Genomic DNA, 26,533 nt, shown 5'->3' with positions numbered 1-26,533 from the left:
CGAACTCAGTAGTGAAACGATGCATCGCCGATGGTAGTGTGGGGTTTCCCCATGTGAGAGTAGGTCATCGTCAAGATTCATTTCGCAAAACCCCTATCTGCGCGAGCAGGTAGGGGTTTTGTCTTTCAAGGCGAAAAACACCTTGCTTGTGGCCATTCCAGGCTGCCCTTTTCCTATGCAAGCTCACTACCCCTAGCTATCATGCCAGCCTTATTCCAAGTCGAGACTGGCATGCTGAAGTTGTTGAATCTCCTCAAGGATGGCCGGTTCCATTCCGGCGAAGCCTTGGGGGCAGCCCTTGGGGTGAGTCGCAGTGCCGTTTGGAAGCAGCTGCAGCACCTGGAAAGTGAACTGAACCTCACTATTCACAAGGTTCGCGGGCGCGGTTACCAGCTAGCGGCGCCGCTTGCCCTGCTCGAGGCACAGGCTATTGCCGAGTTTGCCGCGGGCGAGCAGTGGCCCGTATTCATCCATGAAGCGATTGATTCGACTAACGCTGAAGGGCTCCGCCTTGTGGCCGAGGGGCAGGTCGCTCCATTTCTGGTCCTGGCCGAGCGCCAGAGTGCTGGGCGCGGACGGCGCGGCCGCCAGTGGGTGAGCCCGTTCGCAGAAAATCTCTATTACAGCCTGGTATTGCGGGTCGACGGTGGCATGCGGCAGCTCGAAGGGCTGAGCCTTGTGGTCGGGTTGGCTGTAATGCGTGCACTGCAAAGTTTCGGTGTCAAGGATGTGGGTCTCAAGTGGCCAAACGATGTGCTTGTCCGCGGTCAGAAGATAACCGGCATTCTCCTCGAGCTTGTGGGTGATCCGGCGGACGTATGTCACGTCGTTCTGGGTATCGGCATTAACGTAAATATGCAGACCAACGATCAGGTAGACCAGCAATGGACCTCGATACGGCGTGAGCTTGGTTGCACAATTGACCGTAATCGCCTGGTCGCGGTGCTTAGCCAGCAGCTGCAGCATGAGTTGGCTCGTCATCGCCGCTATGGTTTTGCTGCTTTCCAGGAGGAGTGGGAGCAGGCGCACCTGTGGCAAGGGCAAAACGTTTCGCTCATCGCCGGCAGTACCCAGATCCAGGGCGTAGTGCTGGGTGTGGACGGGCAGGGTGGTTTGCGACTTGAGGTCGACGGTGTGGAAAAGAGCTTCAGCGGTGGTGAGCTCAGTTTGAGGTTGCGTGATGATTCTTGAGCTCGATTGCGGTAACAGCTTTATCAAATGGCGTGTAATTCATGCTGCCGACGCGACGATCGTGGGTGGCGGGATCGTGGATTCGGACCAGGCTCTGGTGGCCGAGGTGAGTGCTTTGGCTTCACTGCGCATTGGCGGTTGCCGTATTGTCAGTGTGCGCAGCGAGGAAGAGACGGCAGCGCTTTGCCAATTGATTGCCCAGGCGTTCTCCGTAGAAGCGCGCGTCGCGCAGCCTGCCCAGGAAATGGCCGGGGTTCGCAACGGTTACGAAGACTACCAACGACTGGGCATGGACCGTTGGCTCGCTGCGCTAGGTGCGTATCACCTGGCAAAGCGGGCGTGCCTGGTGATCGATCTGGGCACTGCCGCGAAGGCAGATTTCGTGTCGGCGAATGGCGAGCATCTTGGCGGGTATATTTGCCCGGGTATGCCGCTGATGCGCAGCCAGCTGCGCACGCATACGCGCCGTATCCGCTATGACGATGCCTCCGCCGAGCGAGCATTGACCAGCTTGGCCCCGGGGCGCTCCACCGTCGAGGCGGTCGAGCGGGGTTGTGTCCTGATGCTACAAGGTTTTGCTCGCACTCAACTCGAGCAGGCGCGCGCTTTGTGGGGCGAGGACTTCACGGTGTTCCTAACCGGCGGTGATGCTCCCCTGGTACGTGAAGCTGCGCCGCAAGCGCGTGTAGTTCCTGACCTGGTATTCGTTGGTTTGGCAATGGCTTGCCCATTGGGCTGAGGTGCTTATGCGTTGGTTGTTTCTGCTATTGCTGGTGCTTAACGTCTTCTACTACGTATGGCACCAACAGGAAGCCCCGCTGAAAGCCAAGGATGTCGCTCCACTGTCGCTATACAAAGGTAATCAACAGGAAATCCGCCTGTTGCGTGAGGCGGGCGTCTCGGCGCCGCCCCGGCGTCGTGATGAATGCCTTGTAGTAGGTGGCTTTGCTGGTCAAGAGCAGTTGGGCGCACTGCGCCAGCGCTTGCTGAGCCTGGATATCAACGCGCTACCGGTAGCCGGCCAACTGCCGGGTGCCGATGGTTTCTGGCTCAAGATAACCCCCGAAAGCGAGCGTTTGCTGGACGAAGCGGTACTCGCCAGTCTTTCCAACGATTTCAAAGACTTAAAACACAAAATTATTTTCTGCCAGGGTATTGCAACTGGTGAATAGCTTGATAGAATGGCGCCCGCTTCACAGGGAACACCACTCAGGTGGTGGCGCTGGAAGCGGTTGTCAAAGTAGCTAACTTCAAGATTTAATTGAAAAAAAGCTTGACAACAGGACGGCAAGAGTTGAGAATGCCGCCCACAAAGCAGGAGGGATTCCCGAGCGGCCAAAGGGGACGGACTGTAAATCCGTTGCGAGAGCTTCGAAGGTTCGAATCCTTCTCCCTCCACCAGTTTTAGCGAGAGCTGCAGGCTCCGCGGGTATAGTTTAGTGGTAGAACCTCAGCCTTCCAAGCTGATGATGCGGGTTCGATTCCCGCTACCCGCTCCAAGTTTGCTGGTTTTTGCAAAAAGTGTTTCGCTCTTGTAGCTCAGTTGGTAGAGCACACCCTTGGTAAGGGTGAGGTCAGCGGTTCAAGTCCGCTCAAGAGCTCCATATAAACAAGGCAGATATGAAAATATCTGCCTTTGTTTTATCAGTGCAAGACTATTTCTTCTGCGGAGGATTGTATCGATGGCTAAGGAAAAGTTTGATCGTTCCCTTCCCCACGTTAACGTCGGCACTATCGGCCACGTTGACCACGGTAAGACCACTCTGACCGCAGCTCTGACTCGCGTCTGCTCCGAAGTTTTCGGTTCGGCAGTCGTTGAGTTCGACAAGATCGACTCGGCTCCGGAAGAAAAAGCGCGCGGTATCACCATCAACACCGCTCACGTCGAGTACAACTCGAACATTCGTCACTACGCTCACGTCGACTGCCCAGGTCACGCTGACTACGTGAAGAACATGATCACCGGTGCTGCCCAGATGGACGGCGCGATCCTGGTTTGCTCGGCCGCCGATGGTCCGATGCCACAAACCCGTGAGCACATCCTGCTGTCCCGTCAGGTTGGCGTTCCGTACATCGTGGTCTTCCTGAACAAGGCTGACCTGGTAGACGACGCTGAGCTGCTGGAACTGGTCGAGATGGAAGTTCGCGACCTGCTGTCCACCTACGACTTCCCAGGCGACGACACCCCGATCATCATCGGTTCGGCTCGTATGGCGCTGGAAGGCAAAGACGACAACGAAATGGGCACTACCGCTGTTAAGAAGCTGGTAGAAACTCTGGATGCCTACATCCCTGAGCCAGTTCGTGCCGTTGACCAGCCGTTCCTGATGCCGATCGAAGACGTATTCTCGATCTCGGGTCGTGGTACCGTTGTTACCGGTCGTATCGAGCGTGGTATCGTCCGCGTTCAGGATCCGCTGGAAATCGTTGGTCTGCGTGACACCACCACCACCACCTGCACCGGTGTTGAGATGTTCCGCAAGCTGCTGGACGAAGGCCGTGCTGGCGAGAACTGCGGCGTTCTGCTGCGTGGTACCAAGCGTGACGACGTTGAGCGTGGCCAGGTTCTGGTCAAGCCAGGTTCGGTCAAGCCGCACACCAAGTTCACCGCAGAAGTCTACGTTCTGTCGAAAGAAGAAGGCGGTCGTCACACTCCGTTCTTCAAAGGCTACCGTCCTCAGTTCTACTTCCGTACCACTGACGTGACCGGTAACTGCGAACTGCCGGAAGGCGTTGAAATGGTAATGCCAGGTGACAACATTCAGATGACTGTTACCCTGATCAAGACCATCGCAATGGAAGACGGTCTGCGCTTCGCTATCCGTGAAGGCGGTCGTACCGTCGGCGCCGGTGTTGTCGCAAAAATTATTGAATAAGTAGTTGATTTACTTGATCAGGCCGGTATAATGGCCGGCCTGATACAGCGTTAAAGGTCAGTAGCTCAATTGGCAGAGCGACGGTCTCCAAAACCGTAGGTTGGGGGTTCGATTCCCTCCTGACCTGCCATTCACCTCGGTGTGATTGGCTTTCTTCTTACAGGATCCTCCCCGATGACTCCCAAAACTGAAGCCCAAGAATCGCGTTTTGATCTGTTCAAGTGGCTGGCTGTAGTGGCTTTGGTTGTTGTTGGTGTTGTGGGTAATCAGTATTACTCCGCCTCTCCAATCCTGTATCGCGTCCTTGCACTTCTCGCCCTGGCTGCAGTCGCAGGCTTTGTTGCCCTGCAGACCGCGAAGGGTAAGTCGTTCTTTGCGTTGGCGAAGGAAGCTCGTGCCGAGATTCGTAAAGTCGTGTGGCCGACCCGCCAGGAAACCACCCAGACCACTCTGATTGTCGTGGCTGTCGTGTTGGTTATGGCACTGCTGCTGTGGGGTCTTGATTCCCTGCTCGGCTGGGCGGTCTCCCTGATCGTTGGCTAAAGGTGTCCCGTGGCTAAGCGTTGGTATGTTGTGCATGCTTACTCGGGTTACGAGAAGCATGTAATGCGCTCCCTGATCGAGCGCGTCAAGCTGGCTGGCATGGAAGACGGTTTCGGCGAGATCTTGGTTCCGACCGAAGAAGTCGTCGAAATGCGCAACGGCCAGAAGCGCAAGAGTGAGCGTAAATTCTTCCCTGGCTATGTTCTGGTCCAGATGGAGATGAACGAAGGGACTTGGCACTTGGTCAAGGATACCCCTCGTGTGATGGGCTTTATTGGTGGTACCGCAGACAAGCCTGCGCCGATTACCGATAAAGAAGCTGAGGCTATCCTGCGTCGCGTTGCCGACGGTAGCGACAAGCCGAAGCCGAAGACGCTGTTCGAGCCGGGTGAAGTGGTTCGAGTCATTGATGGTCCGTTCGCTGACTTCAATGGTAGTGTCGAAGAGGTTAACTACGAAAAGAGTCGCCTCCAGGTGGCGGTACTCATTTTCGGTCGCTCTACTCCGGTGGAGCTCGAGTTCAGCCAGGTCGAAAAGGTCTAGGCGGACGAAGCATCCCATACCCCGCAGCCCTGTGTGCTGCGGGGTTTTGTCGTCACTGGGATAAAACGCAAGTCATCCGGGGAGCCATCTGGCGTTCGTACCCGATTTTGGAGTAGCTCATGGCTAAGAAGATTCAGGCTTACATCAAGCTGCAAGTTAAGGCCGGCCAGGCCAACCCAAGCCCACCCGTTGGTCCAGCACTGGGCCAACACGGTGTGAACATCATGGAGTTCTGCAAGGCCTTCAACGCCCGTACTCAGGGTCAAGAAGCCGGTCTGCCGACTCCAGTTATCATCACTGTTTACAGTGACCGTAGCTTCACCTTCGAAACCAAGAGCACCCCTGCCTCGGTTCTGCTGAAGAAAGCTGCTGGCCTGACCAGTGGTTCGGCCCGTCCGAACACCGTTAAAGTCGGTACCGTGACCCGCGCTCAGCTGGAAGATATCGCCAAGGCTAAACAGGCTGATCTGACCGCTGCTGACCTGGACGCTGCTGTACGCACCATCGCTGGCTCTGCCCGCAGCATGGGCCTGAACGTGGAGGGTGTGTAATGGCTAAGCTGACCAAGCGCCAAAAGGCCATTGCTTCGAAAATCGAAGCTGGCAAAGTTTACAACTTCGAAGAAGCAGCCGTGCTGCTGGCCGAACTGTCCACCGTGAAGTTCAGCGAATCCTTCGACGTTGCCGTCAACCTCGGCGTTGACCCACGTAAATCCGACCAGGTCGTCCGTAGCGCTACCGTGCTGCCACACGGCACTGGCAAAACCGTTCGCGTTGCCGTCTTCACCCAGGGCCCGGCTGCTGAAGCCGCTCTGGCCGCCGGCGCTGACCGCGTAGGTATGGACGATCTGGCTGCCGAAATGAAAGCCGGCGACCTGAACTATGACGTCGTCATCGCATCGCCTGATGCCATGCGCGTTGTGGGTCAGCTGGGTCAGGTTCTGGGTCCTCGCGGCCTGATGCCTAACCCGAAAGTTGGTACTGTGACTCCAGACGTCGCTGGCGCTGTCAAAAACGCCAAAGCGGGTCAGGTTCGCTATCGTACCGACAAAAACGGTATCATCCACACCTCCGTTGGCAAGGTCGGCTTCGAAGCTGGCAAGCTGAAGGAAAACGTTGAAGCCCTGATCGCTGATCTGAAGCGTATCAAGCCGGCTTCCTCGAAAGGTATCTACGTCAAGCGCGTTACCCTGAGCACCACCATGGGCCCAGGTCTGGTCATCGATCAGAGCTCGCTGAACGCGTAAGACCATGGCAGCGCGACTTGTCGCGTTGCCAGCAAAAATTGGGGTCCCTGCCTGGCGGGGGCTATCCAAGACCGTAGGCGGCGCAAGCCTTAAACCACAAGCCTACGCAGATGGTGCTCCCGATTCGTTACCGAATCAGACACCAAAACGACATCCGGCTTCGGCCAGATGAAACGGTAAAAACCAGGAGTAAACCCGTGGCAATTAAACTCGAAGACAAGAAGGCCATCGTCGCTGAAGTCAACGAGGCTGCCAAAGTCGCTCTGTCCGCTGTCGTGGCCGATGCCCGTGGTGTGACTGTAAGCGCAATGACCGGACTCCGTAAAGAGGCCCGCGAAGCTGGCGTTTACGTACGTGTCGTACGTAACACCCTGCTCAAGCGCGCAGTTGAAGGCACCGAGTATTCGATCCTCAACGACGCGTTCAAAGGCCCGACCCTGATCGCTTTCTCCAACGAACACCCGGGCGCTGCTGCTCGTCTGTTCAAAGAGTTCGCCAAGGGTCAGGACAAGTTCGAGATCAAGGCAGCTGCGTTTGACGGCAATTTCATTGCAGCGAACCAGATCGACGTGTTGGCTACCCTGCCGACCCGCGACGAAGCTATTGCGAAACTGATGAGCGTGATCCAAGGCGCTACCAGCAAGCTGGCTCGTACTCTGGCAGCCATTCGCGACCAGAAAGAAGCGACCGCTGCCTAAGGCACGCGGAACTCTTTCAAAATCATACGTTTAATTTGATGGCTGCGTAGGCTGTCACCCCAATACAGGATTTAAGTCATGTCTCTGACTAACGAACAAATCATCGAAGCAATCGGCCAGAAAACCGTTCTGGAAGTTGTTGAGCTGATCAAAGCAATGGAAGAAACCTTCGGCGTTACCGCTGCTGTTGCCGCTGCTGGCCCAGCTGCTGCTGCTGCCGTTGTTGAAGAGCAGACCGAGTTCAACGTTGTTCTGGTTGAAGCCGGCGACAAGAAAGTGAACGTGATCAAAGCCGTTCGCGAACTGACCGGTCTGGGCCTGAAAGAAGCCAAAGAGAAAGTCGATGGCGCTCCTCAGGTCGTAGCTGAAGGCGTTTCGAAAGAAGCCGCTGAAGACGCTAAGAAGAAGCTGGAAGAAGCTGGCGCTAAAGTCGAGCTGAAGTAATTTCGACTTTGCGACTCCAGCCGGAGCGTTGAGCGAAGGCTGATGGCTGGTGGCTTATGCCACCGGCCTTTTTCCGTTATTGGTGGTCGATCAGGTCGGCCCCGATAACAAGCTGCAAGACACCCATGTGGGTGGCGCAAACCAAGGGGTTTGCACGATTTTCTGGCTGCTCCCGCCGGGAGAAGCCAAACAAGCAGGTGACCAAGCTGGGGAACGCTGATGGCTTACTCATACACTGAGAAAAAACGTATCCGCAAGGACTTTAGCAAGTTGCCGGACGTCATGGATGTGCCTTACCTCCTGGCCATCCAGCTGGATTCGTATCGCGAATTCCTGCAAGCGGGAGCATCCAAGGATCAGTTCCGCGACGTCGGCCTGCACGCGGCCTTCAAATCGGTATTCCCGATCATCAGCTACTCCGGCAATGCTGCCCTGGAGTACGTAGGCTATCGCCTGGGCGAGCCCGCCTTCGATGTGAAGGAATGTGTCCTGCGTGGCGTGACCTTCGCGGTCCCACTGCGGGTCAAGGTGCGCCTGATCATCTTCGACAAGGAATCGTCGAACAAAGCGATCAAGGACATCAAAGAGCAAGAAGTCTACATGGGTGAAATCCCCCTGATGACTGAGAACGGTACCTTCGTTATCAACGGTACCGAGCGTGTGATCGTTTCCCAGCTGCACCGTTCGCCTGGTGTGTTCTTCGACCACGACCGTGGCAAGACGCACAGCTCCGGCAAGCTGCTGTACTCCGCTCGCATCATTCCTTACCGCGGCTCCTGGCTGGACTTCGAGTTCGACCCGAAGGACTGCGTGTTCGTGCGTATCGACCGTCGCCGCAAACTGCCGGCCTCGGTACTGCTGCGCGCGCTGGGTTACAGCACCGAAGAGGTCCTGAACACCTTCTACACCACCAACGTGTTCCACATTTCCGGCGAAAAACTGAGCCTGGAACTGGTGCCTCAGCGTCTGCGTGGTGAAGTTGCGGTCATGGACATCCATGACGGCAGCGGCAAGGTCATCGTCGAGCAAGGCCGCCGTATTACCGCGCGCCATGTCAACCAGCTCGAGAAGGCCGGTGTCAACCAGCTGGACGTTCCAATGGAATATGTCCTGGGTCGCACCACTGCCAAGGCCATCGTGCATCCAGCTACCGGCGAGATCCTGGCCGAGTGCAACACCGAGCTGACCACCGAGCTGCTGATCAAGATCGCCAAGGCTCAGGTCGTCCGCATCGAGACCCTGTACACCAACGATATCGACTGCGGTCCGTTCATCTCGGATACCCTGAAGATCGACACCACCAGCAACCAACTGGAAGCGCTGGTCGAGATCTACCGGATGATGCGTCCAGGCGAGCCACCAACCAAGGACGCCGCCGAGACCCTGTTCAACAACCTGTTCTTCAGCGCCGAGCGTTACGACCTGTCCGCCGTTGGCCGCATGAAGTTCAACCGTCGTATCGGTCGCACCGAGATCGAAGGTTCGGGCGTGCTGAGCAAGGAAGATATCGTCGAGGTCCTCAAGACCCTGGTCGACATCCGTAACGGCAAAGGCATCGTCGACGACATCGACCACCTCGGTAACCGTCGCGTACGTTGCGTCGGTGAGATGGCCGAGAACCAGTTCCGCGTTGGCCTGGTGCGTGTCGAGCGTGCGGTCAAAGAGCGTCTGTCGATGGCCGAAAGCGAAGGCTTGATGCCGCAGGACCTGATCAACGCCAAGCCGGTTGCGGCGGCGGTGAAAGAGTTCTTCGGTTCCAGCCAGCTCTCGCAGTTCATGGACCAGAACAACCCGCTCTCCGAGATTACCCACAAGCGCCGTGTCTCCGCGCTTGGCCCAGGTGGTCTGACCCGTGAGCGCGCAGGCTTCGAAGTCCGTGACGTACACCCGACCCACTACGGCCGTGTGTGCCCGATCGAGACCCCTGAAGGTCCGAACATCGGTCTGATCAACTCCCTGGCAGCCTATGCCCGCACCAACCAGTACGGTTTCCTGGAAAGCCCGTACCGTGTGGTGAAGGAAGGCGTGGTCAGCGACGACATCGTGTTCCTGTCGGCGATCGAAGAAGCCGATCACGTCATTGCTCAGGCTTCGGCCGCGATGAACGAGAAGAAGCAGCTGATCGATGAGCTGGTAGCGGTCCGTCACCTGAACGAATTCACCGTCAAGGCGCCGGAAGACGTCACCCTGATGGACGTTTCGCCGAAGCAGGTTGTTTCCGTTGCTGCCTCGCTGATTCCGTTCCTTGAGCACGACGACGCCAACCGTGCACTCATGGGTTCGAACATGCAGCGTCAGGCTGTACCTACCCTGCGCGCTGACAAGCCGCTGGTCGGTACCGGCATGGAGCGCAACGTCGCCCGTGACTCTGGTGTCTGCGTGGTTGCTCGCCGTGGTGGTGTGATCGATTCGGTCGACGCCAGCCGCATCGTCGTGCGCGTTGCCGACGACGAAGTCGAAACCGGTGAAGCAGGTGTAGATATCTACAACCTGACCAAGTACACCCGCTCGAACCAGAACACCTGCATCAACCAGCGTCCGCTGGTGAGCAAAGGTGACAAGGTGCAGCGTGGCGACATCATGGCCGACGGCCCGTCCACCGACATGGGTGAACTGGCGCTGGGTCAGAACATGCGCATCGCGTTCATGGCGTGGAACGGCTTCAACTTCGAAGACTCCATCTGCCTGTCCGAGCGTGTGGTCCAGGAAGACCGCTTCACCACCATCCACATTCAGGAACTGACCTGTGTGGCGCGTGACACCAAGCTTGGCCCAGAGGAAATCACTGCGGACATCCCGAACGTGGGTGAAGCCGCACTGAACAAGCTGGACGAAGCGGGTATCGTCTACGTAGGTGCCGAAGTGGGCGCTGGCGACATCCTGGTCGGCAAGGTAACGCCAAAAGGCGAAACCCAGCTGACGCCGGAAGAAAAACTGCTGCGCGCGATCTTCGGCGAGAAGGCCAGCGACGTTAAGGACACCTCCCTGCGCGTGCCGACCGGCACCAAGGGTACCGTCATCGACGTACAGGTCTTCACCCGTGATGGCGTTGAGCGCGACAGCCGCGCCCTGGCCATCGAGAAGATGCAGCTGGATGAGATCCGCAAGGACCTCAACGAAGAGTTCCGCATCGTCGAAGGTGCTACCTTCGAACGTCTGCGTGCAGCCCTGAACGGCCAGGTGGTCGACGGTGGTGCGGGCCTGAAGAAAGGCACCGTGGTCTCCGACGAAGTACTGGACGGTCTGGAGCACGGCCAGTGGTTCAAGCTGCGTATGGCTGAAGATGCACTGAACGAGCAGCTGGAAAAGGCTCAGCAGTACATCGTCGATCGCCGTCGCCTGCTGGACGACAAGTTCGAAGACAAGAAGCGCAAGCTGCAGCAGGGCGATGACCTGGCTCCGGGCGTACTGAAGATCGTCAAGGTCTACCTGGCAATCCGCCGTCGCATCCAGCCGGGTGACAAGATGGCCGGTCGTCACGGTAACAAGGGTGTCGTCTCGGTGATCATGCCGGTCGAAGACATGCCGCACGACGCCAACGGTACGCCGGTCGACGTCGTACTGAACCCGTTGGGCGTACCTTCGCGTATGAACGTCGGTCAGATCCTTGAAACCCACCTGGGCCTCGCGGCCAAGGGCCTGGGCGAGAAGATCGACCGGATGATCGAAGAGCAGCGCAAGGCAGCTGAGCTGCGTGGCTTCCTCACCGAAATCTACAACGAAATCGGTGGTCGTCAGGAGAACCTGGAAGAGTTCACCGACGAAGAGATCCTCGCCCTGGCGAACAACCTGAAGAAAGGTGTGCCTATGGCTACCCCGGTCTTCGACGGTGCCAAGGAGCGTGAGATCAAGGCCATGCTGAAGCTGGCGGACCTGCCAGAGAGCGGCCAGATGGTGCTGTTCGACGGTCGCACCGGCAACAAGTTCGAGCGTCCTGTGACCGTTGGTTACATGTACATGCTCAAGCTGAACCACTTGGTGGACGACAAGATGCACGCGCGTTCCACTGGTTCCTACAGCCTGGTTACCCAGCAGCCGCTGGGTGGTAAGGCGCAGTTCGGTGGTCAGCGTTTCGGGGAGATGGAAGTGTGGGCGCTGGAAGCATACGGCGCGGCATACACCCTGCAAGAAATGCTCACAGTGAAGTCGGACGACGTGAACGGCCGTACCAAGATGTACAAGAACATCGTGGATGGCGATCACCGTATGGAGCCGGGCATGCCCGAGTCCTTCAACGTGTTGATCAAAGAGATCCGTTCGCTCGGTATCGATATCGATCTGGAAACCGAATAACACGTGACGCGAAGGGGAGCGGGGCAGGTATTGCCCGCTTCCTGCTCCGCCAGGAGGAAAGGCCTTGAAAGACCTACTGAATCTGCTGAAAAACCAGGGTCAAGTCGAAGAGTTCGACGCCATCCGCATCGGTCTGGCGTCGCCTGAAATGATCCGTTCGTGGTCGTTCGGTGAAGTTAAGAAGCCGGAAACCATCAACTACCGTACGTTCAAACCTGAGCGTGACGGCCTGTTCTGCGCCAAGATCTTTGGCCCAGTCAAGGACTACGAGTGCCTGTGCGGCAAGTACAAGCGCCTCAAGCACCGCGGCGTAATCTGCGAGAAGTGCGGCGTTGAAGTTGCCCTGGCCAAGGTTCGTCGTGAGCGCATGGCGCACATCGAACTGGCCTCGCCGGTTGCTCACATCTGGTTCCTGAAGTCGCTGCCGTCCCGTATCGGCCTGCTGATGGACATGACCCTGCGTGACATCGAGCGCGTGCTCTACTTCGAGAGCTACGTCGTGATCGATCCGGGCATGACCACCCTCGAGAAGGGTCAGCTGCTCAACGACGAGCAGTACTTCGAAGCGCTGGAAGAGTTCGGTGACGACTTCGACGCCCGCATGGGTGCCGAGGCTGTCCGCGAGCTGCTGCACGCTATCGACCTGGAGCACGAGATCGGCCGCCTGCGTGAAGAAATTCCGCAGACCAACTCGGAAACCAAGATCAAGAAGCTGTCCAAGCGCCTGAAGCTGATGGAAGCTTTCCAGGGCTCGGGCAACCTGCCTGAGTGGATGGTTCTGACCGTCCTGCCAGTACTGCCGCCGGACCTGCGTCCGCTGGTGCCGCTGGATGGCGGCCGCTTCGCGACCTCTGACCTGAACGATCTGTATCGTCGGGTGATCAACCGTAACAACCGTCTGAAGCGCCTGCTCGATCTGTCGGCGCCGGACATCATCGTGCGCAACGAAAAGCGCATGCTGCAGGAAGCGGTCGACGCCCTGCTGGACAACGGCCGTCGCGGTCGCGCCATCACTGGCTCGAACAAGCGTCCGCTGAAGTCCCTGGCCGACATGATCAAAGGTAAGCAAGGTCGCTTCCGTCAGAACCTGCTCGGTAAGCGTGTGGACTACTCCGGCCGTTCGGTAATTACTGTAGGCCCGACCCTGCGTCTGCACCAGTGCGGTCTGCCGAAAAAGATGGCCCTGGAGCTGTTCAAGCCGTTCATTTTCGGCAAGCTGGAAATGCGTGGTCTGGCGACCACCATCAAGGCTGCCAAGAAGATGGTCGAGCGCGAGCTGCCAGAGGTGTGGGACGTTCTCGCTGAAGTGATTCGCGAACACCCCGTACTGCTCAACCGTGCACCGACCCTTCACCGTCTGGGTATCCAGGCGTTCGAGCCTGTGCTCATCGAAGGTAAGGCAATCCAGCTGCACCCGCTGGTCTGTGCCGCGTACAACGCCGACTTCGACGGTGACCAGATGGCCGTTCACGTGCCGCTGACGCTGGAAGCCCAGCTCGAAGCGCGTGCGCTGATGATGTCGACCAACAACATTCTGTCGCCAGCCAACGGTGAGCCAATCATCGTTCCGTCGCAGGACGTTGTACTGGGTCTGTACTACATGACCCGTGAAGCCATCAACGCCAAGGGCGAAGGTCGCGTATTCGCTGACCTGCAGGAAGTCGACCGCGTATTCCGCGCCGGCGAAGCTGCCCTGCACGCGAAAATCAAGGTCCGTATCAACGAGACCGTGAAGGATCGCGATGGCAGCGTCACCAAGAATACCCGCATCGTCGACACCACCGTTGGCCGTGCGCTGCTGTTCCAGGTAGTACCGGCAGGCCTGCCGTACGACGTGGTCAACCAGCCGATGAAGAAAAAGGCGATCTCCAAGCTGATCAACCAGTGCTACCGCGTGGTTGGTCTGAAAGAGACCGTCATCTTCGCCGACCAGTTGATGTACACCGGCTTTGCCTACTCGACCATTTCCGGCGTTTCCATCGGTGTGAACGACTTCGTCATTCCGGATGAAAAAGCCCGCATCATTGGCAATGCCACGGATGAAGTGAAGGAAATCGAGAGCCAGTACGCCTCCGGCCTGGTAACCCAGGGCGAGAAGTACAACAAAGTCATCGACTTGTGGTCGAAGGCGAACGACGAAGTGTCCAAGGCGATGATGGCCAACCTCTCGAAAGAGAAGGTCATCGACCGCGAGGGCAAGGAAGTCGAGCAAGAGTCCTTCAACTCGATGTACATGATGGCTGACTCGGGTGCGCGGGGTTCCGCAGCCCAGATCCGTCAGCTGGCCGGTATGCGTGGCCTGATGGCCAAGCCGGACGGCTCGATCATCGAGACGCCGATCACCGCGAACTTCCGTGAAGGTCTGAGCGTACTGCAGTACTTCATTTCGACTCACGGTGCGCGTAAAGGTCTGGCGGATACCGCACTGAAGACTGCGAACTCCGGTTACCTGACCCGTCGTCTGGTAGACGTTGCGCAGGATCTGGTCGTGACCGAGATCGACTGTGGTACCGACCACGGCCTGCTGATGACCCCGCATATCGAAGGCGGCGACGTTGTAGAGCCGCTGGGTGAGCGCGTACTGGGCCGTGTAATCGCCCGTGACGTGTTCAAGCCGGGCACCGAGGACGTCATTGTCCCGGCCGGTACCCTGGTCGACGAGCAGTGGGTCGAGTTCATCGAGCTGAACAGCATCGACGAAGTGATCGTGCGTTCGCCGATCAACTGCGAAACCCGTTACGGCATCTGCGCCAAGTGCTACGGTCGTGACCTGGCTCGCGGTCACCAGGTGAACATCGGTGAAGCTGTCGGCGTTATCGCTGCTCAGTCGATCGGTGAGCCGGGTACCCAGCTGACCATGCGTACGTTCCACATCGGTGGTGCTGCAAGCCGTACCTCGGCTGCCGACAGCGTCCAGGTGAAGAACGGCGGTATGGTACGCCTGCACAACCTGAAGCAGGTTGAGCGTGCCGATGGCAACCTGGTTGCGGTATCGCGTTCGGGTGAGCTGGCCATTGCCGATGAATTCGGCCGTGAGCGTGAGCGTTACAAGCTGCCTTACGGTGCGGTAATTTCGGTCAAGGAAGGTGAGAAGGTCGAAGCTGGCGCCATCGTCGCCAAGTGGGACCCGCACACCCACCCGATCGTTACCGAGCTCAAAGGTACCGTGACCTTCGTGGGCATGGAAGAAAACATCACCATCAAGCGCCAGACCGACGAACTGACCGGCCTGACCAACATCGAAGTGCTGGACGTCAAGGATCGCCCTGCCGCAGGCAAGGAAATCCGTCCGGCAATCAAGATGGTCGACGCCAATGGCAAGGACCTGTACCTGCCAGGTACCGACGTACCTGCCCAGTACTTCCTGCCGGCAAACGCCTTGGTGGGTGTTGCTGACGGTGCACAGATCGGCGTTGGTGACGTTATCGCGCGTATCCCGCAAGAAACGTCGAAGACCCGTGACATCACCGGTGGTCTGCCACGCGTTGCCGACCTGTTCGAAGCGCGCCGTCCGAAAGAAGCCTCGATTCTGGCTGAAGTCAGCGGCACCATCGCGTTCGGTAAAGAGACCAAGGGCAAGCGTCGTCTGGTCATTACTCCGACCGACGGTAGCGATCCGTACGAAGAGCTGATTCCGAAGTGGCGCCACCTGAACGTCTTCGAAGGCGAACAGGTAAACCGCGGCGAAGTTATCTCCGACGGCCCAAGCGATCCGCACGACATCCTGCGTTTGCTGGGTGTGAGCGCGCTGGCGAAATACATCGTCAACGAGATTCAGGACGTTTACCGTCTGCAAGGCGTTAAGATCAACGACAAGCACATCGAGACCATCCTGCGTCAGATGCTGCGCAAGGTCGAGATCTCCGAGTCGGGCGACTCCAGCTTCATCAAGGGCGACCAGATGGAACTGACTCAGGTATTGGTCGAGAACGAGCGTCTCGCCGCCGAGGACAAGTTCATTTCGAAGTTCACCCGCGTGCTGCTGGGTATCACCAAGGCCTCGCTGTCGACCGAGTCGTTCATCTCCGCGGCTTCCTTCCAGGAGACCACCCGCGTACTGACCGAAGCGGCGGTAACCGGCAAGCGCGATTACCTGCGCGGCCTGAAAGAGAACGTGGTCGTGGGTCGTCTGATCCCGGCCGGTACCGGTCTGGCCTATCACAGCGAGCGCAAGCGTCGCCGTGATGCAGACAAACCGCTGCGCGTAAGTGCCAGTGAGGTGGAAGCCGCACTGACCGAAGCGTTGAATTCCAGCGGTAACTAAGTACAGGGCAGGGCCCCGGCACGCCACGTGCGGTCATCGGCGACATGAAATGTTGCCGATGACCGGGCGGGGAGGGCCGGGGCCTTGTCTTGACTGGGTGCAAGATCCTCTTTAGACTTTTGTACCCTTAAATTTGGTGAGGCTCCGTCTCGCCAATTTTTGGCTTTCTTGCAAGACAATAGAGTCGCAAGACAATCAGTGGAGCTAGTAGATGGCAACTATCAACCAGCTGGTACGTCAGCCGCGTAAGCGTTCGGTCGAGAAGTCCGACGTTCCTGCGCTGCAGAACTGCCCGCAACGTCGTGGCGTGTGCACCCGTGTGTACACCACCACGCCGAAAAAACCTAACTCGGCACTGCGTAAAGTATGCCGTGTGCGTCTGACCAACGGTTTCGAGGTTTCCTCGTACATCGGCGGTGAAGGCCACAACCTGCAAGAGCACAGCGTCGTCCTGATCCGTGGCGGCCGTGTAAAAGACTTGCCAGGTGTTCGTTACCACACCGTTCGCGGCTCTCTGGATACTTCGGGCGTCAAAGGCCGTAACCAGGGTCGTTCGAAGTACGGTACCAAGCGTCCGAAGTAATCGGCCGTTTGCAGACATCCATTTTTTTTGAGTCGATAAGAGTAAGGTCGGGCAGGGGTCGAAGACCCACGTCCCGGGCTAACCTGAAGACCGTTTGAGGGCTTATCATGCCAAGACGTCGTGTAGCAGCAAAACGTGAGATCCTTGACGATCCGAAGTACGGATCCCAGATCCTCGCCAAGTTCATGAACCACGTGATGGAAAGCGGCAAGAAGGCCGTAGCCGAGCGCATCGTTTACGGTGCTCTGGATACCGTCAAAGCACGCAAGAACAGCGACCCCCTGGAAATCTTCGAGAAAGCTCTCGACGCCATCGCTCCGCTGGTCGAAGTGAAGTCCCGCCGTGTCGGCGGTGCTACTTACCAGGTTCCGGTTGAAGTTCGTCCATCCCGTCGTAACGCTCTGGCAATGCGCTGGCTCGTAGACTACGCCCGCAAGCGCGGCGAGAAGTCGATGGCTCTGCGCCTGGCCGGCGAGCTGCTGGATGCTGCTGAAGGCAAGGGTGCTGCAGTCAAGAAGCGTGAAGACGTGCACCGTATGGCCGAAGCCAACAAAGCGTTCTCGCACTACCGCTTCTAATTCAAGCATCAATCTTTTTGCGAGGGCTTTATGGCTCGTACTACAGCAATTAACCGCTACCGTAACATCGGTATCTGTGCCCACGTTGACGCGGGCAAGACTACCACTACCGAGCGGATCCTGTTCTACACAGGTCTGAGCCACAAGATGGGCGAGGTGCATGACGGCGCCGCGACCACCGACTGGATGGTGCAGGAGCAGGAGCGCGGTATCACCATTACCTCCGCTGCCGTTACCACCTTCTGGAAAGGTTCCCGTGGTCAGTACGACAACTACCGCGTAAACGTCATCGATACCCCTGGCCACGTTGACTTCACCATTGAAGTAGAGCGTTCGCTGCGTGTACTCGACGGCGCGGTCGTTGTGTTCTGCGGTACCTCCGGCGTTGAGCCGCAGTCCGAGACCGTATGGCGTCAGGCCAACAAGTACGGCGTTCCACGTGTTGTTTACGTGAACAAGATGGACCGTGCTGGTGCCAACTTCCTGCGCGTTGTCGGTCAGATCAAGAACCGTCTGGGTCACACCCCGGTTCCTGTTCAGCTGGCGATCGGTTCGGAAGATAACTTCCAGGGTCAGGTTGACCTGATCAAGATGAAGGCTATCTACTGGAACGACGACGACAAGGGCACTACCTACCGTGAGGAAGAAATTCCTGCCGATCTGGTAGACCTGGCCAATGAATGGCGCAGCAACATGGTTGAGGCTGCCGCCGAAGCCAACGAAGAGCTGATGAACAAGTACCTTGAAGAAGGTGACCTGTCCATCGAGGACATCAAGGCTGGTCTGCGCGCCCGTACCCTGGCGAGCGAGATCGTTCCTGCTGTCTGCGGTTCCTCGTTCAAGAACAAGGGCGTTCCCCTGGTTCTCGACGCCGTTATCGACTTCCTCCCGGCTCCGACCGAGATCCCTGCGATCAAGGGTATCCACCCTGATCTGATCGACGTGCCGAAGGACGAAGTCAAGCCAGAGCAGTTCGACGAGCGTCACGCTGACGACGACGAGCCGTTCTCGGCCCTGGCCTTCAAGATCGCCACCGACCCGTTCGTTGGTACGCTGACCTTCGTTCGCGTTTACTCGGGCTTCCTGACCTCCGGTGACTCCGTCATCAACTCGGTCAAGGGCAAGAAAGAGCGCGTTGGTCGTATGGTTCAGATGCACGCCAACCAGCGTGAAGAGATCAAGGAAGTACGCGCAGGCGACATCGCTGCTCTGATCGGCATGAAGGACGTCACCACCGGTGACACCCTGTGCAACGCCGACAAGCCGATCATCCTCGAGCGTATGGACTTCCCAGAGCCTGTGATTTCGCTCTCCGTAGAGCCGAAAACCAAGCAGGATCAGGAGAAGATGGGTATCGCACTGGGCAAACTGGCTCAGGAAGACCCGTCGTTCCGCGTCAAGACCGATGAAGAAACCGGTCAGACCATCATCTCCGGTATGGGTGAGCTGCACCTGGACATCCTCGTTGACCGCATGAAGCGCGAGTTCAACGTCGAAGCCAACATCGGCAAGCCGCAGGTTTCGTACCGCGAGAAGATCACCAAATCCAACGTCGAAATCGAAGGCAAGTTCGTTCGTCAGTCGGGTGGTCGTGGTCAGTTCGGTCACTGCTGGGTTCGCTTCTCCGAGCCGGACGTGGACGAAAAGGGCAACATCACCGAAGGTCTGGTGTTCTCCAACGAAGTCGTTGGTGGTGTGATTCCGAAGGAATACATCCCTGCGATCCAGAAGGGTATCGAAGAGCAGATGAAAAACGGCGTCGTTGCCGGTTATCCTCTGATCGGCCTGAAGGCCGCGGTATTCGACGGTTCGTACCACGACGTCGACTCCAACGAAATGGCGTTCAAAATCGCTGCTTCGATGGCTACCAAGCAACTGGCCCAGAAGGGCGGTGGCGTGGTCCTCGAGCCGATCATGAAGGTCGAAGTTGTAACCCCGGAAGACTACCTGGGTGACGTGATGGGTGACCTGAACCGTCGTCGTGGTCTGGTCCAGGGTATGGATGAGTCGGTCTCCGGCCGCGTCGTCCGTGCTGAAGTTCCGCTCGGAGAAATGTTCGGTTATGCGACCGACGTTCGTTCCATGTCTCAGGGTCGCGCAAGCTACTCCATGGAATTCTCCAAATACGCCGAAGCTCCGTCGAACATCGTCGAAGCACTCGTTAAAAAACAAGGCTAATCCCCTTTAGGCAAGAGGTTCACTGTCGTGGCTAAAGAAAAATTTGATCGTTCCCTTCCCCACGTTAACGTCGGCACCATCGGCCACGTTGACCACGGTAAGACCACTCTGACCGCAGCTCTGACTCGCGTCTGCTCCGAAGTTTTCGGTTCGGCAGTCGTTGAGTTCGACAAGATCGACTCGGCTCCGGAAGAAAAAGCGCGCGGTATCACCATCAACACCGCTCACGTCGAGTACAACTCGAACATTCGTCACTACGCTCACGTCGACTGCCCAGGTCACGCTGACTACGTGAAGAACATGATCACCGGTGCTGCCCAGATGGACGGCGCGATCCTGGTTTGCTCGGCCGCCGATGGTCCGATGCCACAAACCCGTGAGCACATCCTGCTGTCCCGTCAGGTTGGCGTTCCGTACATCGTGGTCTTCCTGAACAAGGCTGACCTGGTAGACGACGCTGAGCTGCTGGAACTGGTCGAGATGGAAGTTCGCGACCTGCTGTCCACCTACGACTTCCCAGGCGACGACACCCCGATCATCATCGGTTCGGCTCGTATGGCGCTGGAAGGCAAAGACGACAACGAAATGGGCACTACCGCTGTTAAGAAGCTGGTAGAAACTCTGGATGCCTACATCCCTGAGCCAGTTCGTGCCGTTGACCAGCCGTTCCTGATGCCGATCGAAGACGTATTCTCGATCTCGGGTCGTGGTACCGTTGTTACCGGTCGTATCGAGCGTGGTATCGTCCGCGTTCAGGATCCGCTGGAAATCGTTGGTCTGCGTGACACCACCACCACCACCTGCACCGGTGTTGAGATGTTCCGCAAGCTGCTGGACGAAGGCCGTGCTGGCGAGAACTGCGGCGTTCTGCTGCGTGGTACCAAGCGTGACGACGTTGAGCGTGGCCAGGTTCTGGTCAAGCCAGGTTCGGTCAAGCCGCACACCAAGTTCACCGCAGAAGTCTACGTTCTGTCGAAAGAAGAAGGCGGTCGTCACACTCCGTTCTTCAAAGGCTACCGTCCTCAGTTCTACTTCCGTACCACTGACGTGACCGGTAACTGCGAACTGCCGGAAGGCGTTGAAATGGTAATGCCAGGTGACAACATTCAGATGACTGTTACCCTGATCAAGACCATCGCAATGGAAGACGGTCTGCGCTTCGCTATCCGTGAAGGCGGTCGTACCGTCGGCGCCGGCGTCGTAGCCAAAATCATCGAGTAATCACTCGACCGATTGAAAAAACCCCCGCTCAGCGGGGGTTTTTTTTATTGGGTTGACACTAAATTGGGGCGTCTATAGAATCACGCCTCCTTTTAGCGGGCGTAGTGCGTCCGTTGGGAACAGCCTGGAGTCTGAAATCCAATGCAAAATCAGCAAATCCGTATCAGGTTGAAGGCTTTCGACCATCGCCTGATCGACCAATCCACCCAGGAAATCGTGGAAACCGCGAAACGTACTGGTGCACAAGTGCGTGGTCCTATTCCACTGCCTACCCGCAAAGAGCGTTTCACCGTTCTGGTCTCCCCGCACGTCAACAAAGACGCGCGTGACCAGTACGAGATTCGCACTCATAAGCGTGTTCTGGACATCGTCCAGCCAACGGATAAAACCGTTGACGCGCTGATGAAGCTTGATCTGGCGGCAGGTGTGGAAGTACAGATCAGCCTCGGCTAAGACTTCGGTCTAGTCGTGTAACGCTCTGAAATGGGCGGCCATAGCGGGTGAAAGCCCCGTACACTCATGAGGTTTACAACATGACTATTGGTGTAATCGGTCGCAAATGCGGTATGACCCGCATTTTCACCGAAGAAGGTGTCTCCATTCCGGTCACGGTCATTGAGATCGAGCCGAATCGCGTCACCCAGTTCAAAACTGAAGAAACCGATGGCTACCGTGCAGTGCAAGTCACTGTCGGCGAGCGTCGTGCTTCGCGTGTGACTGCCGCTCAGGCAGGCCACTTCGCCAAGGCCAACGTTGCCGCTGGTCGCGGTGTTTGGGAGTTCCGTCTTGAAGAAGGCGATTTCCAGGCTGGCGATCTGATCAAAGCTGAACTCTTCACTGCAGGCCAGCTGGTAGACGTTACTGGTCAGTCCAAAGGTAAAGGCTTCGCCGGTACCATCAAGCGCTGGAACTTCCGTGGCCAGGACAACACCCACGGTAACTCCGTGTCGCACCGTGTCCCAGGTTCCATCGGCCAGTGCCAGACTCCTGGTCGTGTGTTCAAGGGCAAGAAAATGTCCGGTCACATGGGCGCCGAGCGCGTGACTGTTCAGTCCCTGGAAGTAGTTCGCGTAGACGCTGAACGCAACCTGCTGCTGGTCAAGGGTGCCGTTCCTGGCGCTACTGGCGGCGACGTGGTTGTACGTCCAGCTGTCAAGGCTCGCGGTTAAGGGGAAACTGACATGCAACTTAATGTAAATGACGCTCAGGCGATCGAAGTTTCCGAACTGACCTTCGGTGGCGAATTCAACGAGACGCTGGTTCACCAAGCAGTCGTGGCCTACATGGCCGGCGGCCGCCAGGGCACCAAGCAGCAGAAGACCCGTTCCGACGTGGCCGGTGGCGGTAAGCGCCCATGGCGTCAGAAGGGTACTGGCCGTGCTCGTGCTGGTACCACTCGTGGTCCGATCTGGCGTGGCGGTGGTGTAACCTTCGCAGCTCGCCCTCAAGATCACTCGCAGAAGCTCAACAAGAAGATGTACCGCGCAGCCCTGCGCTCCATCCTCGCTGAGCTGGTGCGTAGCGACCGTCTGGTCGTGGTTCAGGACTTCGCTGTTGAAGCGCCGAAAACCAAAGATCTGCTGAACAAGCTGAACGGCATGGGTCTGAACGACGTTCTGATCGTTTCGGACGCTGTTGATCAGAACCTGTACCTGGCTGCTCGTAACCTGCCGCACGTTGATGTCCGTGACGTACAAGGTTCCGACCCGGTCAGTCTGATCGCATACGAGAAAGTGTTGATCACTGTCTCGGCCGTGAAGAAATTCGAGGAGCTGCTGGGATGAACCAGGAACGCGTATTCAAAGTCCTCCTTGGCCCGCACGTTTCCGAGAAGGCTACCGTTCTGGCTGAGAAAAAAGGCCAGTTCGTATTCAAGGTTGCTACCGATGCAACCAAGCTGGAAATCAAGAAAGCTGTCGAAGGCCTGTTCAACGTAAAAGTTGAAAACGTGTCGACTGTTAACGTTCTGGGTAAAACCAAGCGTACCGCACGTGGTCTGGGCAAGCGTAATGACTGGAAGAAGGCGATCGTCTCCCTTCAGCCAGGCCAAGATCTCGATTTCAGCAGCAGTGCTGAGTAAGGAAGGGGTGCATCATGGCAATCGTTAAATGCAAACCGACTTCCCCTGGCCGCCGTTTCGTGGTCAAGGTGGTCAACCAGGAGCTGCACAAAGGCGCTCCTCACGCACCGCTGATCGAGAAAAAATCGAAGTCTGGTGGTCGTAACAACAATGGCCGCATCACCACTCGTCACGTTGGTGGTGGTCATAAGCAGCATTACCGTCTGGTCGACTTCCGTCGCAACGACAAAGATGGCATCCCTGCCACTGTCGAGCGTATCGAATACGACCCGAACCGTACTGCTCACATCGCCCTGCTGTGCTACGCAGACGGTGAGCGTCGCTACATCATCGCCCCTAAAGGCGTGAGCGCTGGCGACCAGCTGATCGCAGGTGCCCTGGCCCCAATCAAGGCCGGTAACTCCCTGCAGCTGCGCAACATCCCAGTAGGTAGCACCATTCACGGCATCGAACTGAAGCCGGGTAAAGGTGCTCAGATCGCTCGTTCCGCTGGTGCTTCGGCTCAGCTGATCGCTCGTGAAGGCGTCTACGTGACTCTGCGTCTGCGTTCCGGTGAGATGCGTAAAGTACTGGCTGAGTGCCGTGCGACCCTGGGCGAAGTCTCGAACTCCGAGCACAGCCTGCGTTCGCTGGGTAAAGCGGGTGCCAAACGCTGGCGCGGCGTTCGCCCAACCGTTCGTGGTGTTGCCATGAACCCGGTTGACCACCCACATGGTGGTGGTGAAGGTCGTACCTCCGGTGGTCGTCATCCGGTATCGCCATGGGGCTTCCCAACCAAGGGTGCTAAAACCCGTGGTAATAAGCGTACCGACAACATGATCGTCCGTCGTCGCAAGTAACTAGAGGGATACGACAGTGCCACGTTCTCTGAAAAAAGGTCCTTTTATCGATCTTCACCTGCTGAAGAAGGTCGAAGTGGCGGTGGAGAAGAACGATCGCAAGCCAGTTAAAACCTGGTCGCGCCGTTCGATGATCCTGCCACAAATGGTCGGTCTGACCATCGCGGTTCACAACGGTCGCCAACACGTCCCAGTTCTCGTGAACGAAGACATGGTCGGCCACAAACTGGGCGAGTTCGCCGGTACCCGCACCTATCGCGGGCACGTGGCTGACAAGAAAGCCAAGCGTTAAGGGGTAAGGAAATGGAAGTAGCCGCTAAGTTGTCGGGCGCTCGCATCTCCGCCCAGAAAGCCCGCTTGGTCGCCGACCAGATCCGCGGGAAGAAGGTGGGCGAAGCGCTCAACCTGTTGGCCTTCAGCAGCAAAAAAGCCGCTGAAATCATGAAGAAAGTCCTCGAGTCGGCCGTTGCCAACGCCGAACACAACGAAGGCGCAGACGTTGATGACCTGAAGGTCTCCACCGTCTTCGTCAACGAAGGGCGTTCGCTGAAGCGCATCATGCCACGTGCCAAAGGCCGTGCTGATCGCATCGTCAAGCGGTCTTGCCATATCACTGTCAAGGTTGCGGACAAGTAACGGAGTCGATCAGATGGGTCAGAAAGTACATCCCACTGGCATTCGCCTGGGAATCGTCAAGGAGCACACCTCCGTCTGGTACGCAGACGGTGCTACTTACGCAGATTACCTGTTGAAGGATCTGAAAACGCGTGAGTACCTCCAAGACAAACTAAAAAGCGCGTCCGTAAGCCGTATCGATATTCATCGTCCGGCTCAAACTGCACGCATCACCATCCACACCGCTCGTCCCGGTATCGTTATCGGTAAGAAAGGTGAAGATGTCGAGAAGCTGCGTCAGGACCTGACCAAGCAGATGGGTGTGCCTGTGCACATCAACATCGAAGAGATCCGCAAGCCGGAACTCGACGCCATGCTGGTTGCGCAGAGCGTAGCTCAGCAGCTGGAACGCCGCGTAATGTTCCGTCGCGCCATGAAGCGCGCCGTACAGAACGCCATGCGTATTGGTGCCAAGGGCATCAAGATCCAGGTGAGCGGTCGTCTCGGCGGTGCTGAGATTGCTCGTACCGAGTGGTATCGCGAAGGTCGTGTGCCTCTGCACACCCTGCGTGCCGATATCGACTACAACACCTACGAAGCTCACACCACTTACGGTGTGATCGGTGTGAAGGTTTGGATCTTCAAAGGCGAAGTAATTGGTGGTCGCCAAGAAGAACTGAAACCACAAGCACCAGCGCCTCGTAAAAAAGCTGCTAAGTAAGGGGTACGCCAAATGTTGCAACCAAAGCGTACAAAATTCCGCAAGCAGATGACCGGCCACAACCGTGGTCTGGCGCTGCGCGGTAGCAAAGTCAGCTTCGGCGAATTCGCCCTGAAAGCTGTTGCTCGCGGTCGCCTCACCGCCCGCCAGATCGAGTCGGCACGTCGTGCTCTGACCCGTCACGTAAAACGTGGCGGCAAGATCTGGATCCGTGTGTTCCCGGACAAGCCGATCTCCAAGAAGCCTCTCGAGGTTCGTATGGGTAAAGGTAAGGGCTCCGTGGAATACTGGGTTGCCCAGATTCAGCCAGGCAAAGTCCTGTATGAAATCGAAGGTGTTTCTGAAGAGCTGGCGCGCGAAGCTTTCGCCCTGGCTGCTGCAAAGCTGCCTCTCGCCACCTCCTTTGTTAAGCGGACGGTGATGTGATGAAAGCGAATGAACTTCGTGAAAAATCTGCACAGCAACTGAATGAGCAACTGCTCGGCTTGCTGCGCGACCAGTTCAATCTGCGTATGCAGAAAGCAACTGGCCAGTTGGGGCAGTCGCACCTGCTCTCGCAAGTTAAGCGTGACATCGCTCGCGTGAAAACTGTGCTTAACCAGCAGGCAGGTAAGTGATCATGGCTGAAGCTGAAAAAACCGTCCGTACGCTGACTGGCCGTGTCGTCAGCGACAAAATGGACAAGACCATCACCGTTCTGATCGAGCGTCGCGTTAAGCACCCGATCTACGGTAAATACGTTAAGCGTTCGACTAAGCTGCACGCGCACGACGAATCCAACCAGTGCAAAATCGGCGACAAGGTTTCCATCCGTGAAACCCGTCCGCTGGCCAAGACCAAGTCCTGGGCACTGGTTGAAGTCCTCGAACGCGCTGTTGAAGTCTAAGGGCTAGGGGTCGGAGAAATTTTATGATTCAGACTCAATCCATGCTCGATGTGGCCGATAACAGCGGCGCTCGTCGCGTCATGTGCATCAAGGTACTCGGCGGTTCGCACCGTCGTTATGCTGGCATCGGTGACATCATCAAAGTAACCGTCAAGGAAGCAATTCCGCGCGGTAAGGTCAAAAAAGGCCAGGTGATGACCGCTGTTGTCGTCCGTACCCGTCACGGTGTACGTCGCGCTGACGGTTCCATCATTCGTTTCGACGGCAACGCTGCTGTTCTGCTGAACACCAAGCAAGAGCCGATCGGCACTCGCATCTTCGGGCCAGTGACCCGTGAACTTCGTACTGAGAAGTTCATGAAGATCGTCTCGCTCGCCCCTGAAGTGCTGTAAGGAGATCCGACATGCAAAAGATTCGTCGTGACGACGAGATCATCGTGATCGCCGGCAAAGACAAAGGTAAGCGCGGTAAGGTGCTGAAGGTTCTCGCTGACGACCGCCTGGTCATCGGTGGTGTGAACCTGGTCAAGCGTCATACCAAGCCTAACCCGATGGCGGGCGTTCAGGGCGGTATCGTCGAAAAAGAAGCGCCTCTGCACGCTTCCAACGTTGCCATCTTCAACGGCGAAACCAACAAGGCTGACCGCGTTGGTTTCAAAGTAGAAGACGGTAAGAAAATTCGTGTCTTCAAGTCGACCCAAAAAGCGGTTGATGCTTGAACACTGCTAGGTAGAA

General features: G+C 57.3%; 30 protein-coding genes, 4 tRNA genes and 1 rRNA gene. All 35 read left to right on the top strand.

Annotated elements, in window-relative coordinates; all coding sequences use genetic code 11:
• A 5S ribosomal RNA gene (gene rrf / locus L6D80_RS30545) occupies window positions 1-76 on the top strand; the annotation flags it as partial.
• A gap of 155 nt (window positions 77-231) precedes the next feature.
• Entirely contained in the window at window positions 232-1,191 is a 960-nt protein-coding gene (birA, locus tag L6D80_RS15945; protein WP_054903779.1) for a bifunctional biotin--[acetyl-CoA-carboxylase] ligase/biotin operon repressor BirA, read from the top strand.
• Window positions 1,181-1,930 (top strand): pantothenate kinase, encoded by a 750-nt coding sequence (locus tag L6D80_RS15940; RefSeq protein WP_176517031.1) that lies wholly within the window; start codon window positions 1,181-1,183, stop codon window positions 1,928-1,930. The genes birA and L6D80_RS15940 overlap by 11 nt, the downstream gene beginning before the upstream one ends.
• Before the next feature lie 7 nt (window positions 1,931-1,937).
• Window positions 1,938-2,363 carry a hypothetical protein gene (locus L6D80_RS15935; protein WP_054903778.1) on the top strand — a complete coding sequence of 142 codons (426 nt, stop codon included), beginning with the start codon at window positions 1,938-1,940 and terminating at the stop codon, window positions 2,361-2,363.
• Between the two features lie 145 nt (window positions 2,364-2,508).
• A tRNA-Tyr gene (locus L6D80_RS15930) sits at window positions 2,509-2,592 on the top strand.
• 24 nt (window positions 2,593-2,616) lie between these two features.
• Window positions 2,617-2,690: transfer RNA gene (locus tag L6D80_RS15925), tRNA-Gly, on the top strand.
• 29 nt (window positions 2,691-2,719) lie between these two features.
• Window positions 2,720-2,795, top strand: a tRNA-Thr gene (locus tag L6D80_RS15920).
• A 78-nt stretch (window positions 2,796-2,873) separates the two neighbouring features.
• A complete protein-coding gene (tuf, locus tag L6D80_RS15915; protein WP_013970626.1) occupies window positions 2,874-4,067 on the top strand; it encodes an elongation factor Tu in 1,194 nt (397 codons plus the stop codon).
• Between the two features lie 54 nt (window positions 4,068-4,121).
• Window positions 4,122-4,197 (top strand) — tRNA-Trp (locus L6D80_RS15910).
• Window positions 4,198-4,241: 44 nt separating this feature from the next.
• A complete protein-coding gene (gene secE, locus L6D80_RS15905) occupies window positions 4,242-4,610 on the top strand; it encodes a preprotein translocase subunit SecE (protein WP_054903728.1) in 369 nt (122 codons plus the stop codon).
• Window positions 4,611-4,619: 9 nt separating this feature from the next.
• Complete coding sequence (nusG, locus tag L6D80_RS15900; protein WP_003255501.1) at window positions 4,620-5,153, top strand: transcription termination/antitermination protein NusG; 534 nt, start codon at window positions 4,620-4,622, stop codon at window positions 5,151-5,153.
• A 119-nt stretch (window positions 5,154-5,272) separates the two neighbouring features.
• Window positions 5,273-5,704, top strand: coding sequence for a 50S ribosomal protein L11 (rplK, locus tag L6D80_RS15895; RefSeq protein ID WP_003255500.1), 432 nt, complete (start codon window positions 5,273-5,275; stop codon window positions 5,702-5,704).
• Window positions 5,704-6,399, top strand: a complete 696-nt coding sequence (rplA, locus tag L6D80_RS15890) for a 50S ribosomal protein L1 (RefSeq protein ID WP_054903727.1) — start codon at window positions 5,704-5,706, stop codon at window positions 6,397-6,399. The genes rplK and rplA overlap by 1 nt, the downstream gene beginning before the upstream one ends.
• 197 nt (window positions 6,400-6,596) lie before the next feature.
• Window positions 6,597-7,097 carry a 50S ribosomal protein L10 gene (gene rplJ, locus L6D80_RS15885; RefSeq protein WP_016392128.1) on the top strand — a complete coding sequence of 167 codons (501 nt, stop codon included), beginning with the start codon at window positions 6,597-6,599 and terminating at the stop codon, window positions 7,095-7,097.
• 78 nt (window positions 7,098-7,175) lie between these two features.
• Window positions 7,176-7,541: a 50S ribosomal protein L7/L12 gene (gene rplL, locus L6D80_RS15880; RefSeq protein ID WP_003255496.1), complete on the top strand. Its 366-nt coding sequence runs from the start codon at window positions 7,176-7,178 to the stop codon at window positions 7,539-7,541.
• A 49-nt stretch (window positions 7,542-7,590) separates the two neighbouring features.
• Window positions 7,591-7,761, top strand: a complete 171-nt coding sequence (locus L6D80_RS15875; protein ID WP_156042686.1) for a hypothetical protein — start codon at window positions 7,591-7,593, stop codon at window positions 7,759-7,761.
• Window positions 7,761-11,834: a DNA-directed RNA polymerase subunit beta gene (rpoB, locus tag L6D80_RS15870; protein WP_054903726.1), complete on the top strand. Its 4,074-nt coding sequence runs from the start codon at window positions 7,761-7,763 to the stop codon at window positions 11,832-11,834. Before L6D80_RS15875 ends, rpoB begins: the two co-directional genes overlap by 1 nt.
• Window positions 11,835-11,898: 64 nt before the next feature.
• A complete protein-coding gene (rpoC, locus tag L6D80_RS15865) occupies window positions 11,899-16,098 on the top strand; it encodes a DNA-directed RNA polymerase subunit beta' (protein ID WP_054903725.1) in 4,200 nt (1,399 codons plus the stop codon).
• 211 nt (window positions 16,099-16,309) lie between these two features.
• The gene (gene rpsL, locus L6D80_RS15860; RefSeq protein ID WP_003255492.1) at window positions 16,310-16,681 is read left to right on the top strand and encodes a 30S ribosomal protein S12; all 372 of its coding nucleotides are present in this window, start codon (window positions 16,310-16,312) and stop codon (window positions 16,679-16,681) included.
• A gap of 107 nt (window positions 16,682-16,788) precedes the next feature.
• Window positions 16,789-17,259, top strand: coding sequence for a 30S ribosomal protein S7 (rpsG, locus tag L6D80_RS15855; protein ID WP_003246741.1), 471 nt, complete (start codon window positions 16,789-16,791; stop codon window positions 17,257-17,259).
• 30 nt (window positions 17,260-17,289) lie between these two features.
• Window positions 17,290-19,437, top strand: coding sequence for an elongation factor G (fusA, locus tag L6D80_RS15850; RefSeq protein ID WP_054903724.1), 2,148 nt, complete (start codon window positions 17,290-17,292; stop codon window positions 19,435-19,437).
• Between the two features lie 27 nt (window positions 19,438-19,464).
• Window positions 19,465-20,658: an elongation factor Tu gene (tuf, locus tag L6D80_RS15845; protein WP_013970626.1), complete on the top strand. Its 1,194-nt coding sequence runs from the start codon at window positions 19,465-19,467 to the stop codon at window positions 20,656-20,658.
• Between the two features lie 141 nt (window positions 20,659-20,799).
• Window positions 20,800-21,111, top strand: a complete 312-nt coding sequence (gene rpsJ / locus L6D80_RS15840; RefSeq protein ID WP_003186070.1) for a 30S ribosomal protein S10 — start codon at window positions 20,800-20,802, stop codon at window positions 21,109-21,111.
• A gap of 80 nt (window positions 21,112-21,191) precedes the next feature.
• The gene (gene rplC / locus L6D80_RS15835; RefSeq protein ID WP_003257089.1) at window positions 21,192-21,827 is read left to right on the top strand and encodes a 50S ribosomal protein L3; all 636 of its coding nucleotides are present in this window, start codon (window positions 21,192-21,194) and stop codon (window positions 21,825-21,827) included.
• 12 nt (window positions 21,828-21,839) lie between these two features.
• Window positions 21,840-22,442 carry a 50S ribosomal protein L4 gene (rplD, locus tag L6D80_RS15830; RefSeq protein WP_008089819.1) on the top strand — a complete coding sequence of 201 codons (603 nt, stop codon included), beginning with the start codon at window positions 21,840-21,842 and terminating at the stop codon, window positions 22,440-22,442.
• Entirely contained in the window at window positions 22,439-22,738 is a 300-nt protein-coding gene (rplW, locus tag L6D80_RS15825) for a 50S ribosomal protein L23 (protein WP_003255484.1), read from the top strand. The genes rplD and rplW overlap by 4 nt, the downstream gene beginning before the upstream one ends.
• Window positions 22,739-22,752: 14 nt before the next feature.
• Window positions 22,753-23,577, top strand: a complete 825-nt coding sequence (rplB, locus tag L6D80_RS15820) for a 50S ribosomal protein L2 (protein ID WP_015268750.1) — start codon at window positions 22,753-22,755, stop codon at window positions 23,575-23,577.
• Window positions 23,578-23,593: 16 nt separating this feature from the next.
• Complete coding sequence (gene rpsS / locus L6D80_RS15815; protein ID WP_003255482.1) at window positions 23,594-23,869, top strand: 30S ribosomal protein S19; 276 nt, start codon at window positions 23,594-23,596, stop codon at window positions 23,867-23,869.
• A gap of 11 nt (window positions 23,870-23,880) precedes the next feature.
• Window positions 23,881-24,213 carry a 50S ribosomal protein L22 gene (rplV, locus tag L6D80_RS15810; protein WP_003103908.1) on the top strand — a complete coding sequence of 111 codons (333 nt, stop codon included), beginning with the start codon at window positions 23,881-23,883 and terminating at the stop codon, window positions 24,211-24,213.
• Between the two features lie 13 nt (window positions 24,214-24,226).
• The gene (rpsC, locus tag L6D80_RS15805; RefSeq protein WP_003255481.1) at window positions 24,227-24,913 is read left to right on the top strand and encodes a 30S ribosomal protein S3; all 687 of its coding nucleotides are present in this window, start codon (window positions 24,227-24,229) and stop codon (window positions 24,911-24,913) included.
• A gap of 12 nt (window positions 24,914-24,925) precedes the next feature.
• Complete coding sequence (rplP, locus tag L6D80_RS15800; protein ID WP_003255479.1) at window positions 24,926-25,339, top strand: 50S ribosomal protein L16; 414 nt, start codon at window positions 24,926-24,928, stop codon at window positions 25,337-25,339.
• Window positions 25,339-25,530, top strand: a complete 192-nt coding sequence (rpmC, locus tag L6D80_RS15795) for a 50S ribosomal protein L29 (protein WP_002555481.1) — start codon at window positions 25,339-25,341, stop codon at window positions 25,528-25,530. The genes rplP and rpmC overlap by 1 nt, the downstream gene beginning before the upstream one ends.
• A gap of 2 nt (window positions 25,531-25,532) precedes the next feature.
• Entirely contained in the window at window positions 25,533-25,799 is a 267-nt protein-coding gene (gene rpsQ, locus L6D80_RS15790) for a 30S ribosomal protein S17 (RefSeq protein ID WP_008089812.1), read from the top strand.
• 23 nt (window positions 25,800-25,822) lie between these two features.
• Window positions 25,823-26,191, top strand: coding sequence for a 50S ribosomal protein L14 (rplN, locus tag L6D80_RS15785; RefSeq protein WP_008089810.1), 369 nt, complete (start codon window positions 25,823-25,825; stop codon window positions 26,189-26,191).
• 11 nt (window positions 26,192-26,202) lie between these two features.
• The gene (gene rplX / locus L6D80_RS15780) at window positions 26,203-26,517 is read left to right on the top strand and encodes a 50S ribosomal protein L24 (protein ID WP_003255476.1); all 315 of its coding nucleotides are present in this window, start codon (window positions 26,203-26,205) and stop codon (window positions 26,515-26,517) included.
• Window positions 26,518-26,533 lie beyond the last annotated feature (16 nt).

This window comes from Pseudomonas ceruminis, assembly GCF_021602025.1.
Taxonomy (GTDB): Bacteria; Pseudomonadota; Gammaproteobacteria; order Pseudomonadales; family Pseudomonadaceae; genus Aquipseudomonas; species Aquipseudomonas ceruminis.
The sequence above is the reverse complement of the archived record's forward strand: the minus strand, read 5'-3'. Positions and strand labels throughout refer to the sequence as shown.